Raw genomic sequence first — 13,652 nt, 5'->3', positions numbered from 1 at the left:
TGATTTTTGGGCTCCTTGCCCTGCTGCGTCCAACTAATAAAAACCCGCTCTAGACATAAGAAAAACTTGTCCCTATGAACCTGAAGTTTCTCGAGACCTTTGTCTGGGTCGCCCGACTCAAGAGTTTTCGCCTGACGGCAGACAAGCTCTTCACCACCCAGGCGTCGATATCCAGCCGCATTGCCGTGCTCGAAGGCGAGCTCGGGGTGAAGCTGTTCCTGCGCGATTCACGTGGCGTGAGCCTGACGCCCGAAGGCTTGAAAGTGCTCGAATACGCCGAGCAAATGATGGACACCATGCAAGCCCTCAAGCAGTCGATCGAAACCCGTTCGAGCAAGGTCGGACGGGTTCGCATCGGCGTGATGGACACGGTCATCCATACCTGGCTGAGCCCGTTGGTGGCGCAGATGATGGATCACTATCCGCTGGTGGAAATCGAGTTAGTGGCCGATACCGCACTCAACCTCTGCGATCAGCTGCAAAAAGGCTTTCTCGACCTGATCCTGCAAACCGACCTGTTGCGTCAGGAAAGCGTGCGCAGCCTTGAGCTGGCCAGTCACCCGATGGGCTGGATTGTGGCGACTAATTCGATCTATAACCGCGAGTATTCAGGGATTGCCGACCTGGCGCGGGAACGGATCATTACCTATTCGAAAAACTCCCATCCGCATCAGGAGATTCTCGCCCTGATGCAGGCCAACGGCATCATGACGCCACGGTTGAACTGCGTGAACTCGGTATCGGCGATCACCCGGTTGCTGCGGGACGGTTTCGGTATTGGCGCGCTGCCGCCGGTGCTGGTAGCCGAGGAACTGGCGCGGGGGGAATTGACCTTGCTGGCCATCGATCAACGGCCACCGAATTTGCAGGTGGTGGTGTCGTGGCGGGTTGGCGTGGAGTGGGTCGAAGAAATCGTGGCGTTGTGTCAGCAAGTCGTGGAGCGCTATGCGCAGAAAGTGGGCGAGCACTACATCGTTTTGAGCAAACCCATAGCCGGGATCTGAAGGACACTCCCCAAGCTTTAAATATGAACCACTATCATTTGCATTATTTTTTCAGGGCGGTATTCTCTGCGCGCTTTCAGCTAACCAACTGTCCAGAAGGAATCGGACTTGATGCGCGCCTATACGCAAAAACAGCAGCAATTGCTCGTTCACTGGAGCGAAGCCCTCGGCACTGAGGCTTTCCAGTCCCACCGCATCACCCTCGATCATTTGAGCAACCCACCAGCCTCACAGCAGGTACTGGAACGTCTGGCCCTGGAACTGGATGACAGCTTCAGCAACGACACCCTGTACTCGTCGCCTCGCCATCGGCATCCGCTGGGTGCGGTCGTTCAACTCCGCGCCTGACCGCTCGAACTTATCGCCACACACTTATCACAACTAAAAAAGACCACGTCATGACCCGTACCAAACTCTCCCTGCTGATCCCGCTGCTCAGTACCTTCAGCGCCCAGACCTGGGCCGAGGATACCGAGCAACAGCCCGGCACCTTGAACCTGCAAGCCACCGTTGTCTCCGCGACTCGCAGCGAAGCGAGCATTGCTTCGATTCCAGGCTCGGTCCAGGTGATCGACGAACAGCAGGTTCGTGAGCAAAGCGGCGCAGGTCGCCGGGTCTCCGATATCCTCGGGCAATTGGTCCCCGGCCTTGCGCCGTCCAGTGGCGGGATGAGCAACTTCGGTCAGACCCTGCGCGGACGCAACATGCTGGTATTGATCGACGGCGTATCGCAGAACGCCACGCGCGACAACTTTCGCCAGCTCAACAGCATCGCCCCGGCCAGCATCGAACGCATCGAAGTGATCTCTGGCGCCAGCAGCATCTACGGTGCCGGCGCTTCAGGCGGCATCATCAACATCATCACCAAGCGCAATCAGGGCCAGGACATTGCCTACAGCAGCAAACTGGGCCTGACCAGCGGCAACAACCTCAACCGCAAAGGCTTCGCCTACGAAGCCTTCCAGAGTGCGACCGGGCGCAAGGATGCCCTGGACTGGTACGTCTCCGCCGACCTGACCCAGCGTAACGATCAGTACGATGGCAACGGCAACCGCATCCCTCAGGACACCTCCCAGGGCAGCAACATGGACACCGAAACCTATGACCTGCAAGGTCGTTTCGGTTACGAACTGGATGCCGACAAAAAACTCAGCCTGTCGCTGCAGGACTACAAGGATCAGCAGGACACCGGCTACACAAAAGACCCGAAAAACTCGCAGCAAGCCGTGGCAGTCAAAGGGCTGAAACTCGACGATCAACCCTATACCCATAACCAGTCGGTCAACCTCAATTACACCGACAAGGACTTCTACGGCCAGGGCCTGCAACTGGAAAGCTACTGGCGTCGCGCCGATGCACTGTTCTTCCCGGATCTGTCGCGGGGCAAGGCCGGGATCTCCGACAACAACAGCGTGCAGGATGTCTACGGCCTGCGCGCGGCCATCGACACGCCGCTGCCAGCCATCGGCAGCGCCACGGGTAACCTGGTCTGGGGGGCTGACTATGATAATGAGCGCTCCCGCCAACGAGGTGATCAATACACGCTCAAGGGCCTGACCTACACCAAGACCGGCACCACCTACGAGCTGGGCCCGGACATCGAAACCACCACCAAATCGCTGTTCGGGCAGATGTCCTGGGACATCGGTGACTGGACCTTGCGTGGCGGTGTGCGCCGTGAATGGATCGAAAGCGATGTCTCCGACAGCATTGCTTATGGTCAGATCGTCCAGACCGGCGTACGCGCAACGCTGCCTGGCGACACCCTCAAATACGATGCCACGCTGTACAACCTGGGGGCGGTTTACCACCTGAGTGAAAACCAGGACGTATTCGCCAATTTCAGCCAGGGATTTTCACTGCCGGATATCCAGCGCTTCATGCGTGATGTCAGCAGCACCTTCGACATCCAGAGCCTCAACGCCCAGGCCATCAAGGTCAACAGTTACGAGCTGGGCTGGCGCGGTGACTGGGACCAGTGGCAGGCCGACGTCACCGTGTATGAAAACACCTCGGACGTGACCCAGTTCTACGATGCGACTGATCGGGTATTGCGCCTGATCAACCAGAAAGAACGCGTTCGCGGCATCGAAAACAATCTGACCTACCGCGTGACCGATCAATGGTCGGTGGGTGGCACTTACGCCTGGGCCAAAGGCGAGACCGAGCAGAATGGCAAATGGATCGATCTGCCGGCCACGCGCATCTCACCGGCCAAGACCACACTGTTCGTCGGCTACACCAAAGACGACTACACCCTGCGTCTGCAAGGCATGCATTTGTCCAGTTACGACGCCGCCGCCAAGGACAATAACGGACGCGACATCGAAGGCTATACGCTGGTGGACCTGCTCGGCTCCGTGCAACTGCCGGTCGGTCGTCTTGAAGGCGGGGTGTACAACCTGACCAACCGCACCTACCAGAACCTGTTCACCCAGGCCAATGCCAGAGCGCCGTACGCCAATGCTGAAGGTCGGACATTGAGCATGAGCTACTCGGTCGACTGGTAAAAACAGGAGCCGGCTTGCCAGCGATGCGATCTGCCAGACATACCGTGTCGCAGCAATCGCCGGCAAACCGGCTACAGGCTTAGAGGCCGCGCACATCCCGATCTTCGATCGGCCGGCTCTGGCGCAGGCGTTTGCCACCCAGCACCACCCAGTCGATCAGACGGAACAGGCATTCAATGCCGAACGACAACAGCAACGCCCCGCTCATACCCCAGATCATCGCCTCCGGCGTCAGCAGGATCTGGTAGCTGTAGCCATTCCAGGTTTCCTTGCGAATATCCGGATCGGCGGCCAATGCCACTTGCAGGAGGCGGATGTACCACGGGCCCTGCATGGCCTGGAACTGTTTATCCAAGGCCAGTTGACGGGTCAGCAAGGTACTCAGGCTGTCGGCATCACTGCGAAAAATCGGATCTTCGCTAGCGCGGTAATGGGCCACCAACGCCTGCATGTCACCCTTGAAGAACTGAATCGCCGTGCCCTGAAAACCGCTCAGACTGGTCTGCGCCTCAATCAGATGCGCTTCGACCCGTTTGGCATAATCGCTGATGAACCCCGGCACCTGGACACCGATCAACAGGCCCGCCGCGAACAACACCAGCCGTAGATAACTAAGCAACATGAAGGGAAATCCTTATTCGGTCTTGCCCTGGCTGACGCATTCACCGCGTCGCCAGAGGCTCCATTGGCCCGGTTCGTAGCGGGTCCAGGTTTCGTTTTCGGTCAAGGGTTCGGTGGCGATCACCGTGACCACGTCGTTGGGCGTGGTTTCGGCCTGGAAATCGACGATCACATCGACATCCTTCAAGCGCGCCGGACCGAATGGCGCGCGACGGGTGATCTGCGCCAGTTTGGTCGAGCAATAGCAGAACAACCAATCGCCATCGCTGAGCAGGCAGTTGAACACGCCTTTGCTACGGTACTCGGCGCAGGCGGCCACCAGGTCTGGCAGCAGTTCTTCGACCTCTACCGGTTCCGGGAACGCTGCGCGCACGCGGTTGAGCAAATCGCAGAACGCCGCTTCGCTGTCGGTATCGCCGACCGGGCGGTAAAAACTCTTGATCGGTTGAAACTCCGCGAGCTGGCCGTTGTGGGCAAAACACCAGTTACGGCCCCACAGCTCGCGCACGAATGGATGGGTATTGGACAGGCAGACCTTGCCGACGTTGGCCTGGCGGATGTGCCCGATCACCACTTCGCTCTTGATCGGATAGCGTTGCACCAGATTCGCGACTTCGGACTCACAGCTCGCCGCCGGGTCCTGAAACAGGCGCAGGCCACGGCCCTCGTAAAAGGCGATGCCCCAGCCGTCACGGTGCGGACCAGTGCGGCCGCCGCGCTGCATCAGCCCGGTGAAGCTGAACACGATATCGGTCGGGACATTGGCGCTCATGCCCAATAACTCACACATGCTCGGATTCTCGCTGAAAGGCAGGGGCAAGGTTACAGACGCGGCTCGACCCGCAATCGCTGAGGGTTGCTCGGCACCGGTGGACGACCGTAACGATCATCGCCCGCACCGCCGAATGGATGGTCTTCTTCTGCTTCATCGGCCCTGGCCGCAGCCTTGGCAGCGGCAGCCTGTTCCTTGCGAGCGTTGGACGCACGTTCGATAGGGAAACGGATCACCACGAACACCAGGTAAATGCCGAAGGCGATCATGCCGTACATGAACAGGTCGGAAACCGCCCGCCAGGCGTTGTTGCCGACCTTGAACAGCAGATCGAGGGCCGTGATGGCAATGGCCGGAGCGACCTTTTCCTTCACCGGATCAATGATGGTCGGGCTGAACAGCAACACAGCAACCAATAGCCGTAACGGCTCACGCAGCCAGCGCCACATCCAGCGGGTGATACGCATCCACACCAACAGGCAGCCCAAAGCGGCAAAGGCGTAGAGGCCCCAAGCGATCAGATAGTCGTTCTCGGTCATGGTGTCCATGGCAAGGCAGGCAAAGAGGCGCTTATAGTAACGACTTTTCGCACGTCAGGCTTGCCCGCCGTCTGCGAACCCTATTTCGTAAAACGCTCGAGAGTCCTTCATGCCCCTATCCGTCAACGTTTCCGACGCTCCCATTGCCCGCAAGGCCGAAGGCGACGACCCGTATGCCTGGCTGCAGGAGCGCGACACCGACGCGGTGCTCGACTACCTGAAAGCGGAAAACCGCTACCAAGAGGCGCAAACCGCCGATCAGGCCGGGTTGCGTGAAACCCTGTTCGAAGAGATCAAGGCCCGGATTCTCGAAACCGACCTGTCCTTGCCCTCCCCTTGGGGCCCGTACCTGTATTACACGCGCACCACGGCCGGTGATGAATATGCTCGTCACTACCGCTGCCCGCGCCCTGTCGATGACAGCCTGCAGCTCGACGAAAGCCAGGAACAGCTGCTGCTGGACCCGAACGAACTGGCCAAAGGTGGCTTCTTTTCCCTGGGCGCCTTCAGTATCAGCCCGGACCACCAGCGTCTGGCCTACAGCATCGACGCCACCGGCGATGAGATTTTCACGCTGTTCGTGAAGGAATTGTCCAACGGCCGTGTCAGTGAACTGGAATTCCAGGATTGCGACGGCAGCATGACCTGGGCCAATGACAGCCTGACGCTGTTCTTCGGCGAGCTGGACGAGACCCATCGCCCGCACAAACTGTTCCGTTATCGGCTGGACGGTACGGCGGCTGAAGAAGTGTTCCATGAGCCGGACGGTCGATTCTTCATGCATTGCTATCGCTCCAGTTCCGAGCAGCAATTGCTGCTGTCCCTGGGCAGCAAGACCACCAGCGAAGTCTGGGTGCTCGACGCGTTCCAGCCGCAGCAAGCCTTTACCTGCATCGCACCGAGGGTTGAAGACCATGAGTACGACGCCGACCACGGCGCGCTCGACGGTCAATGGACCTGGTTCATTCGCACCAATCGCGACGGCATCAACTTTGCCCTGTACCAAGCCGTAGATACCGGCGTGGCGCCGACCGAGGCCGACTGGCAAAACCTGATCCCGCACAGCGACACGGTGATGATCGAAGGCATGAGCCTGAATGCCGGGGCCATGACCCTGAGCCTGCGTGAAGGTGGCTTGCCGATCATCGAAGTTCATCCGCAAGACCTGCCGAGCTACCGCGTGCAGTTGCCGGATGCGGCCTACAGCCTGCACGTGCAGAACAGCCTGGAATTCGTCAGCGACAGGATCCGCCTGCGCTACGAAGCCTTGAACCGTCCGGCGCAAATCCGCCAACTGGTATTGGGCAGCGGCGAGCAGAAAGTCCTCAAGGAAACACCTGTGCTCGGCCCGTTCGACGCCGATGCCTACGTCAGTCAGCGCCTGTGGGCGACGGCACCGGACGGTACGAAAGTGCCGATCAGCCTCGTCGTCAAACGCGAAGCCCTCGATAAGCCCACGCCACTTTATCTGTACGGCTACGGTGCTTACGGTGAAAGCCTCGACCCGTGGTTCTCCCACGCTCGTTTGAGCCTGCTGGATCGTGGCGTGGCGTTCGCCATCGCTCACGTGCGTGGCGGCGGTGAACTGGGCGAGGCCTGGTATCGCGCTGGCAAGCAGGAACACAAACACAACACCTTCAGCGACTTCATCGCCTGCGCCGAACACCTGATCGCCGATGGCTTCACTACTTCACAGCAATTGGCGATCAGCGGTGGCAGTGCCGGTGGTCTGCTGATCGGCGCGGTGCTCAATCAGCGGCCGGAGTTGTTTGCTGCTGCGATTGCCGAAGTGCCGTTCGTCGACGTGCTGAACACCATGCTCGACCCGGATCTGCCGTTGACCGTCACCGAATACGACGAGTGGGGCAATCCTGAAGAACCGGACGTCTATGAGCGGATCAAGGCCTACGCCCCGTACGAAAACGTCACCGCACAAGCTTATCCGGCGACTCTGGTGATCGCCGGCTACAACGACAGTCGCGTGCAGTACTGGGAAGCGGCCAAGTGGGTGGCGAAATTACGCGCGACCAAAACCGACACCAATCCTCTGCTGCTCAAGACCGAATTGGGTGCCGGGCATGGCGGGATGAGCGGTCGTTATCAGGGATTGCGTGACGTAGCACTCGAATACGCATTTGTTTTCAAGGTTTTGGGCATCGCCTGAGGAACTTGGCCCGGCGTGTCGGTCTTAACACCGAACACCGGGCTCGGTACGACACATACCCCCTGTGGGAGCGGGCTTGCTCGCGAAGAGGCCATGACTTTCAACATCAATGTTGTCTGACACACCGCCTTCGCGAGCAAGCCCGCTCCCACAAGGGATTTGTGGTGGATTGCAGATCCGGAACAGCAACAGACACAAGAAAAAGACCGTGACGACATGTCAGAACCGACCTTACTGAACAACGAAATTCGCGACTGGCTGATGGACTGTGGCCTGTTCGATCAACTGCTGCCGGCGGACTTCGCCACAGCCTCGGGCTACTTCAGCATCAGCACCATTGCTCAGGGCCAAGAGATTTTCCATGAGGGTGATGCCGGCAGCTTCATGTGCATCATCCACACCGGCCAGGTGGCGGTGCAGAAAACCAACAGCGACGGGCACCTGGTGACCATGGCAACGTTACGCAGCGGTCGGGCGTTCGGCGAAATGGCCGTACTCGACGGCGAACGCCGCTCGGCCAGTTGCGTGGCCGCAAGCAATTGCCAGTTGCTCAATCTGGGCAAGGACTCGTTGGAAAAGATGCTCAACGATGCGCCGAAAATCGCTGCCAAAATCATCCGCGCCCTCGCCGTCTCCCTCTCCAAACGCTTGCGCATGGCCGATGGGCAACTGCTCTCGCAGCAGGTTTAACCACCGGGTGATTTGGCTTTCGACGGGTTTTGCTCCAGCCCCGGCAGTGGCTGGTCCTTGGTGGGCGGACTAGGCATTTCAATGGGCACCAACGGCGGACCGCCACTGCCGGGGCCGACCTTGGGCGCACTGGTCGGGGTGATTTGCGGGTACGGTGTCGGGGTCGCGGTGCCGGGCGAACCGGGCAGCGGCGCAGGGTTGGTCGGAATGGTTTGCAACTGCTGGGCCTGCACTGCAGTTATCGAGAGCGCGGCCAAGGCAATGACCGTTAGAATGGTGCGCTTCATCAATGGCTCCGTTGGCCTTGTTGTCTTTTTGCAGGCTACTCCCAACTGCGCGTGTTTGCCTTCTCCCTCCTATGCCAATTTCTCCTCAAGTGAGTCCCATGAAACGTTTCGTTCTGCTCGACACCACTCCAATTCCTGAAAATGGCGGTGCCTTGTGCCTGTTCGAATACGGCGAGGATTTCGTCATCAAGATCCAGGGCGGCGACGGCGGGCAACTGATGAACACCCGCATGCACGGCTCGGAAGACGCTCTGGCGGAGATCCCGTGCCGTAAAGTGGCCGGCCGGCCGAACTCACGTGTGCTGATCGGCGGCCTGGGCATGGGCTTCACCCTCGCCTCGGCCCTCAAGCATCTGGGCAAGACCGCTGAAGTGGTGGTCGCCGAACTGGTGCCGGGCGTGGTGGAGTGGAACCGTGGGCCGCTGGGCGAAAAAGCCGGGAACCCGCTGCTTGACCCGCGCACCGTGATCCGCATGGAAGACGTGGCCAAAGTCCTGCAAGCCGAGCCGCAAGGTTTCGACGCAATCATGCTCGACGTCGACAACGGCCCCGAAGGCCTGACCCAGAAGGCCAACAGCTGGCTCTACTCCGCTGGCGGCCTGAGCGCCTGCGCCAAGGCCTTGCGGCCCAAAGGCGTGCTGGCCGTCTGGTCCGCGAGCGCTGACCGACAGTTTTCCGACAAACTGAAGAAGGCCGGCTTCAAGGCTGAGGAAGTCCAGGTCTTCGCCCATGGCAACAAAGGTACCCGCCACACCATCTGGATTGCCGAGAAGCTCAAGGGCTGAGCTAAACTGCGATTAATACCGTCATTAGTCTTTTTACAAAGGTGAACCCATGAGTTCGTCAACGCCACCGACCAACACGTCGAAGCTGGACCGCATCCTTGCCGACAACCAGCGCGACAAGGAAATGGGTTACCGCGACAAGGCCCTGAAAATGTACCCGCACGTGTGCGGTCGTTGCGCCCGTGAGTTTTCCGGCAAGCGCCTGAGCGAACTGACCGTGCACCACCGCGACCACAACCACGACAACAACCCGCAGGACGGCTCGAACTGGGAATTGTTGTGCCTGTACTGCCACGACAACGAACACTCGCGGTACACCGATCAACAGTATTTCGATGAAGGCTCGCTGAGCTCGCCGAAAATCGCCAAGGCGACGCATAACCCGTTTGCCGCGTTGGCCGGCCTGATGAAGAAAGACGAGTAATATCTTCAGCGCCTCGACCGGCCCCTTCGCGAGCCTGCTCGCGAAGGCGGCTGACCAGACACCAGCAATCTCCAAACCGAACACCCCTCCCCCAATCCCCGTATAATCGCCGTTTTTTCCCCGAAGGCACCCGCTCGTGGCAGACAAACGGTACAGCTGCATTGGTTTGTATAACCCCAAATCACCGGAGAACGTCGGTTCGGTGATGCGCGCCGCTGGCTGTTATGGCGTGGCGTCCGTGTTCTACACCGGCAAGCGTTATGAACGCGCCGCCGACTTCGTCACCGACACCAAGCGCGTCCACTACGACATTCCGCTGATCGGCATCGACGACCTGAAAAAAATCCTGCCGCTGGGCTGCGTGCCGGTCGCTGTGGAACTGGTGGACGGCGCCCGTTCGCTGCCGGAATACACGCATCCGGACCGCGCGCTGTACATCTTCGGCCCGGAAGACGGCTCGCTGGATAAAGAGATTCGCGACTGGTGCGAAGACGTGGTCTACATCCCGACCACCGGTTGCATGAACCTGGCGGCCACCGTCAACGTCGTGCTCTATGACCGCATGTCCAAGGGGCTCAACACTCGCTCCGGGGCGAAATTTCGCTGATTCAGCGTACATCCGATGGAACAAGCCGCCCGCCTTGGCAGTCAGCTTAATTATCTATTCTTGATTATCTATTCTTGAAGCGTCATTCCAGCCAGGAGACAGATCATGAGCGAACTCAAACGCGTAGAACGCATCGAATCCACCCCGTTCCAGACTCACACTGACCAGAACGTGCAGGGCTGGGAACGCATCGGCTCCCTGGCCGGCGGCGTGGTGATGGTCGGCAAGGGTCTGCGTCGCGGTGGTCTGTTCGGCTTGATTCAAGTGGCTATCGGCGGTGTGGCCCTGGCGCGTGGTATTACCGGGCACAGTTCGGCGAAAAGCCTGCTGGAGAAAAGCCGCCAGGACATGAACAACGTGCGGGCGAAGATTCAGCGGGCCGGTGAAGAGCTGAACCGGTTGAAGGCGAATGCCGAAGCGGCAACCAATACCGCTACGGTGACTGGCAATGATTCGTTGAAGTCGCCTAAAACCGGGGTTTGATCCAGGAAATTCGATGAGGCTTAGGGCCTCTTCGCGAGCAAGCCCGCTCCCACATTTGATCGTCAGTGGACACTGGTTATGTGTACGACAGAGATCTAATGTGGGAGCGGGCTTGCTCGCGAAGGCGGTATTACTGAAGCAACTCGGTATCAAGGACCTTGGAAGACTCGCCAATAACGCTTTCGGCGAGCTGAACGAATTCCTTGGTATCCACGCTCTCCAGATGCATCGCCCCGCGCAACACATCATCCAGCGAACGCTTGTTGCGGGTCTTCAGGCGAATCTCGCGATCCAGTTCCTGCAATAACACGACCGCTTTCGACACCTGCGCCGGGCTGACCTGCTCAGCGCGCAAGGTCGTGACGTTCTGGCCGTCCCTGGCCAACTTCTTCTGCAAACTCTCATACCGCTCATCACTCATGCCGCCGGCGCGGCGCACCAGTTCGATGGCGTAATACTCGGCAAATCCTTCGCTGATCCAGTCACTGCGCTGCTGGTCGTTGATCCGCCCGAACACCTGCGCCAATTCCCGCACCAGCGCACTGGTACCGCTTTCGCTGACCAGCGGCAGACGCGTGTTCAGATAGATCGATTCGCGAGCGCCCAGACTGCCACGCCACATTGGGTCGTTGGCACCGACAATCAGCAGTTTGACGGGATGACGGGGATATACCGCCTGAACTTGCGGCCAGACAAAGGTCAGCAGCGTCAGCACATCCATGCGGCGCATGCCCTGGCCTTGAGGCGAGGCGACGGTGACTTCGGTTTCCCCCAATCGCGTGCGACGGCTGCCGAGGTGGCCGGCGAGCATCCAGCCGGTGGGCCGGTCGAACAAGCGAGAAACGTTATCGACCCGGAATTTGTTCTTGCCGATTCGCGGCCAGGCGGTTTCAACGCTTTTCCAGCCGGTGGGCAATTCGAATTCAAGGCGTGAAACCAGCTCAATGCCGTCCTGCTGATCGAGTTTGGCCGCCGGCACCAGATCGTCGCCGCGCAGCAGCGCCCAAGTTGGCGTCATGCGCGTATCGAAGCTGCCGCTCTTGCGCCCGTGGCTGATGCGTACGCGGTAGGTCAGGCTGGCCTTGTCGGCGGCCGGACGCCAGATACCACGGGCCTGCTTGCCCGGCGTGAGCTGCCATTGGCCATCGGCCTTGAAATCGCTGTAGTGACTGCCATCGCCCAGGTCGAAATCCAGACTGCGCACCGCCGAACCCTGAGCCAGGGTCAGCCGAACTTCGGCCTGATCGCTTTGCGGCAACAGGCGCACGTGGTAATCCAGATCAACCTTCTTCGCCGCCCACACGGGCGAACTCAGGGCCAAAAGCCCAAGGGCCAACGCCAGCCGCAATCCCACAGCCATACACACTCCTTGTGGCGAGCGAGCTTGCTCGCGCTGGGCTGCATAGCAGCCTTGAATTCTAGTAATCACTGCCGGTTTTTGAGTGGGAATTAACCCGCTCGAAAAATCAGATGGTCTTCCCAATCGTCTTCGGCCACGCTGCCTTCGGCGAGCATGCGCCCGGACTGGGAAATACGTTCGTGGTGCACCGCATCGCGATCCCCGCACACCAGATGGTGCCAGAGCGGCAGGTCCTGGCCTTCGCTGACCAGTCGATAGCCGCAGGTCGGCGGCAGCCATTTGAACTCATCGGCCTTGCCTGGGGTGAGCTGAATACAGTCGGGGACGAAATCGCGGCGGTTCGGGTAATCGGTGCACTGACAGGTTTTCAGGTCCAGCAGTTTGCAGGCGATACGCGTGTAATAGACGCTGTTGTCGTCTTCATCTTCGAGCTTTTGCAGGCAGCACAGACCGCAGCCGTCGCACAGCGATTCCCATTCCTCTTGATCGAGTTGATCGAGGGTTTTGCGTATCCAGAACGGTTCGACTTTGGCGGCCATGGCTCAAGCATCAACATCAGGTGGTGAAAAGGCCGCCAGTCTAGTGCCAAGGCCCTTGTGGGCCAAGCGTTGGCGACTGCCGGTAGAACGAGCTTGTCAGTTATTGCGCCGCCCAGTAGGGTTTTGCGTCGCCCCTCACCTTCAAACGTAGCAAGGAATCTCCTGATGAGTGCTAATCCACGCGTTGCCGACTATGCCATCCACCCTCAGTTCACCGACCGCTGGTCGCCCCGCGCCTTCACCGGCGAAAGCATCCCGGAAGAGACCCTGCTGAGCTTCTTCGAAGCCGCGCGCTGGGCGCCATCGGCCTACAACTCGCAGCCTTGGCGGTTTCTGTATGCGCGTCGCGACACGCCAAACTGGGAGCGTTTCCTGGGCCTGCTGAATGAGTTCAACCGCGGCTGGGCGCAACACGCCTCGGCACTGGTGATCGTGATCTCGAAAACCACCTTCGCGGTGCCTGGCGCCACCGAAGAAACCCCGGCCTTGTGGCACACCTTCGACACCGGTTCCGCTTGGGGGCATCTGGCGCTGCAAGCGAGCATCAGCGGCTGGCACACCCACGGCATGGCCGGTTTCGACCAGGACCTGACTCGCAAGGAGCTGAACATTCCCGAGGGTTATGCGCTGCACGCGGCGGTGGCAGTGGGCAAACTGGGCGACAAGGCGACGCTGGCGGATTACCTGCAAGCGCGTGAAGAGCCAAGCCCACGTCGTCCGCTGAGCGAGTTGGCCGCCGAAGGCGACTTCACCCTCTAAGCCACACCGAAAAACCAATGTGGGAGCGGGCTTGCTCGCGAAGGGGCCATCACGTTCAACATCGATGTTGACTGACAGACCGCTTTCGCGAGCAAGCCCGCTCCCACA

16 protein-coding genes are annotated in these 13,652 nt (G+C 59.7%); 10 read left to right on the top strand and 6 right to left on the bottom strand.

The genetic code is table 11. The features are described 5' to 3' along the window. Positions 1 to 74 precede the first annotated feature (74 nt). The 3 genes from KGB23_RS17840 to KGB23_RS17830 all read left to right on the top strand — a co-directional run bounded on the left by KGB23_RS17840 (position 75) and on the right by KGB23_RS17830 (position 3,514). On the top strand, positions 75 to 1,004 hold the full coding sequence (locus tag KGB23_RS17840; RefSeq protein WP_223432021.1) for a LysR family transcriptional regulator: 930 nt from the start codon (positions 75 to 77) through the stop codon (positions 1,002 to 1,004). Positions 1,005 to 1,115: 111 nt separating this feature from the next. Continuing rightward, complete coding sequence (locus KGB23_RS17835; RefSeq protein WP_223432020.1) at positions 1,116 to 1,352, top strand: hypothetical protein; 237 nt, start codon at positions 1,116 to 1,118, stop codon at positions 1,350 to 1,352. A gap of 50 nt (positions 1,353 to 1,402) precedes the next feature. Next, positions 1,403 to 3,514, top strand: a complete 2,112-nt coding sequence (locus tag KGB23_RS17830) for a TonB-dependent receptor (protein WP_223432019.1) — start codon at positions 1,403 to 1,405, stop codon at positions 3,512 to 3,514. A gap of 79 nt (positions 3,515 to 3,593) precedes the next feature. Here KGB23_RS17830 and KGB23_RS17825 read toward each other — a convergent pair whose 3' ends face one another. From KGB23_RS17825 to KGB23_RS17815, 3 genes are read right to left on the bottom strand one after another with little or no spacing between them, the layout of a single operon-like run. Next, complete coding sequence (locus KGB23_RS17825; protein WP_223432018.1) at positions 3,594 to 4,136, bottom strand: DUF2937 family protein; 543 nt, start codon at positions 4,134 to 4,136, stop codon at positions 3,594 to 3,596. Positions 4,137 to 4,148: 12 nt separating this feature from the next. Next, positions 4,149 to 4,925 carry a class II glutamine amidotransferase gene (locus tag KGB23_RS17820; RefSeq protein ID WP_046046095.1) on the bottom strand — a complete coding sequence of 259 codons (777 nt, stop codon included), beginning with the start codon at positions 4,923 to 4,925 and terminating at the stop codon, positions 4,149 to 4,151. Positions 4,926 to 4,957: 32 nt separating this feature from the next. Continuing rightward, positions 4,958 to 5,455, bottom strand: coding sequence for an MFS transporter (locus KGB23_RS17815; RefSeq protein WP_150654999.1), 498 nt, complete (start codon positions 5,453 to 5,455; stop codon positions 4,958 to 4,960). Between the two features lie 100 nt (positions 5,456 to 5,555). Here KGB23_RS17815 and KGB23_RS17810 point away from each other — a divergent pair, with 100 nt between their 5' ends. Both KGB23_RS17810 and KGB23_RS17805 read left to right on the top strand, forming a co-directional pair. Next, positions 5,556 to 7,610 carry a S9 family peptidase gene (locus KGB23_RS17810; RefSeq protein ID WP_223432017.1) on the top strand — a complete coding sequence of 685 codons (2,055 nt, stop codon included), beginning with the start codon at positions 5,556 to 5,558 and terminating at the stop codon, positions 7,608 to 7,610. A gap of 216 nt (positions 7,611 to 7,826) precedes the next feature. Beyond that, positions 7,827 to 8,300, top strand: coding sequence for a cyclic nucleotide-binding domain-containing protein (locus KGB23_RS17805; protein WP_223432016.1), 474 nt, complete (start codon positions 7,827 to 7,829; stop codon positions 8,298 to 8,300). Here KGB23_RS17805 and KGB23_RS17800 read toward each other — a convergent pair. Next, positions 8,297 to 8,587 carry a hypothetical protein gene (locus tag KGB23_RS17800; RefSeq protein WP_150654994.1) on the bottom strand — a complete coding sequence of 97 codons (291 nt, stop codon included), beginning with the start codon at positions 8,585 to 8,587 and terminating at the stop codon, positions 8,297 to 8,299. The genes KGB23_RS17805 and KGB23_RS17800 overlap by 4 nt on opposite strands. A 98-nt stretch (positions 8,588 to 8,685) precedes the next feature. Here KGB23_RS17800 and KGB23_RS17795 point away from each other — a divergent pair, with 98 nt between their 5' ends. From KGB23_RS17795 to KGB23_RS17780, 4 genes are all read left to right on the top strand, one after another. Next, positions 8,686 to 9,372: a spermidine synthase gene (locus KGB23_RS17795; RefSeq protein WP_007898703.1), complete on the top strand. Its 687-nt coding sequence runs from the start codon at positions 8,686 to 8,688 to the stop codon at positions 9,370 to 9,372. A gap of 49 nt (positions 9,373 to 9,421) precedes the next feature. Beyond that, positions 9,422 to 9,796 (top strand): YajD family HNH nuclease, encoded by a 375-nt coding sequence (locus tag KGB23_RS17790; protein ID WP_223432015.1) that lies wholly within the window; start codon positions 9,422 to 9,424, stop codon positions 9,794 to 9,796. A 136-nt stretch (positions 9,797 to 9,932) separates the two neighbouring features. Next, positions 9,933 to 10,403, top strand: a complete 471-nt coding sequence (locus KGB23_RS17785; RefSeq protein ID WP_007944014.1) for an RNA methyltransferase — start codon at positions 9,933 to 9,935, stop codon at positions 10,401 to 10,403. A 105-nt stretch (positions 10,404 to 10,508) separates the two neighbouring features. Continuing rightward, entirely contained in the window at positions 10,509 to 10,886 is a 378-nt protein-coding gene (locus KGB23_RS17780) for a DUF2892 domain-containing protein (RefSeq protein ID WP_223432014.1), read from the top strand. Positions 10,887 to 11,016: 130 nt separating this feature from the next. On the opposite strand, the gene KGB23_RS17775 is transcribed toward KGB23_RS17780, so the two are convergent. Together KGB23_RS17775 and KGB23_RS17770 are read right to left on the bottom strand one after the other, a co-directional pair. Next, the gene (locus KGB23_RS17775) at positions 11,017 to 12,246 is read right to left on the bottom strand and encodes a hypothetical protein (protein WP_223432013.1); all 1,230 of its coding nucleotides are present in this window, start codon (positions 12,244 to 12,246) and stop codon (positions 11,017 to 11,019) included. Positions 12,247 to 12,335: 89 nt separating this feature from the next. Beyond that, entirely contained in the window at positions 12,336 to 12,785 is a 450-nt protein-coding gene (locus KGB23_RS17770) for a YcgN family cysteine cluster protein (RefSeq protein ID WP_223432012.1), read from the bottom strand. Between the two features lie 165 nt (positions 12,786 to 12,950). Here KGB23_RS17770 and KGB23_RS17765 point away from each other — a divergent pair, with 165 nt between their 5' ends. Beyond that, positions 12,951 to 13,544 carry a nitroreductase family protein gene (locus tag KGB23_RS17765; protein WP_150654991.1) on the top strand — a complete coding sequence of 198 codons (594 nt, stop codon included), beginning with the start codon at positions 12,951 to 12,953 and terminating at the stop codon, positions 13,542 to 13,544. The last annotated feature ends 108 nt before the right edge of the window (positions 13,545 to 13,652 follow it).

This window comes from Pseudomonas sp. GL-B-26 (assembly GCF_019947405.1).
Taxonomy (GTDB): domain Bacteria; phylum Pseudomonadota; class Gammaproteobacteria; order Pseudomonadales; family Pseudomonadaceae; genus Aquipseudomonas.
This window is presented reverse-complemented; position numbering and strand designations above follow the sequence as displayed.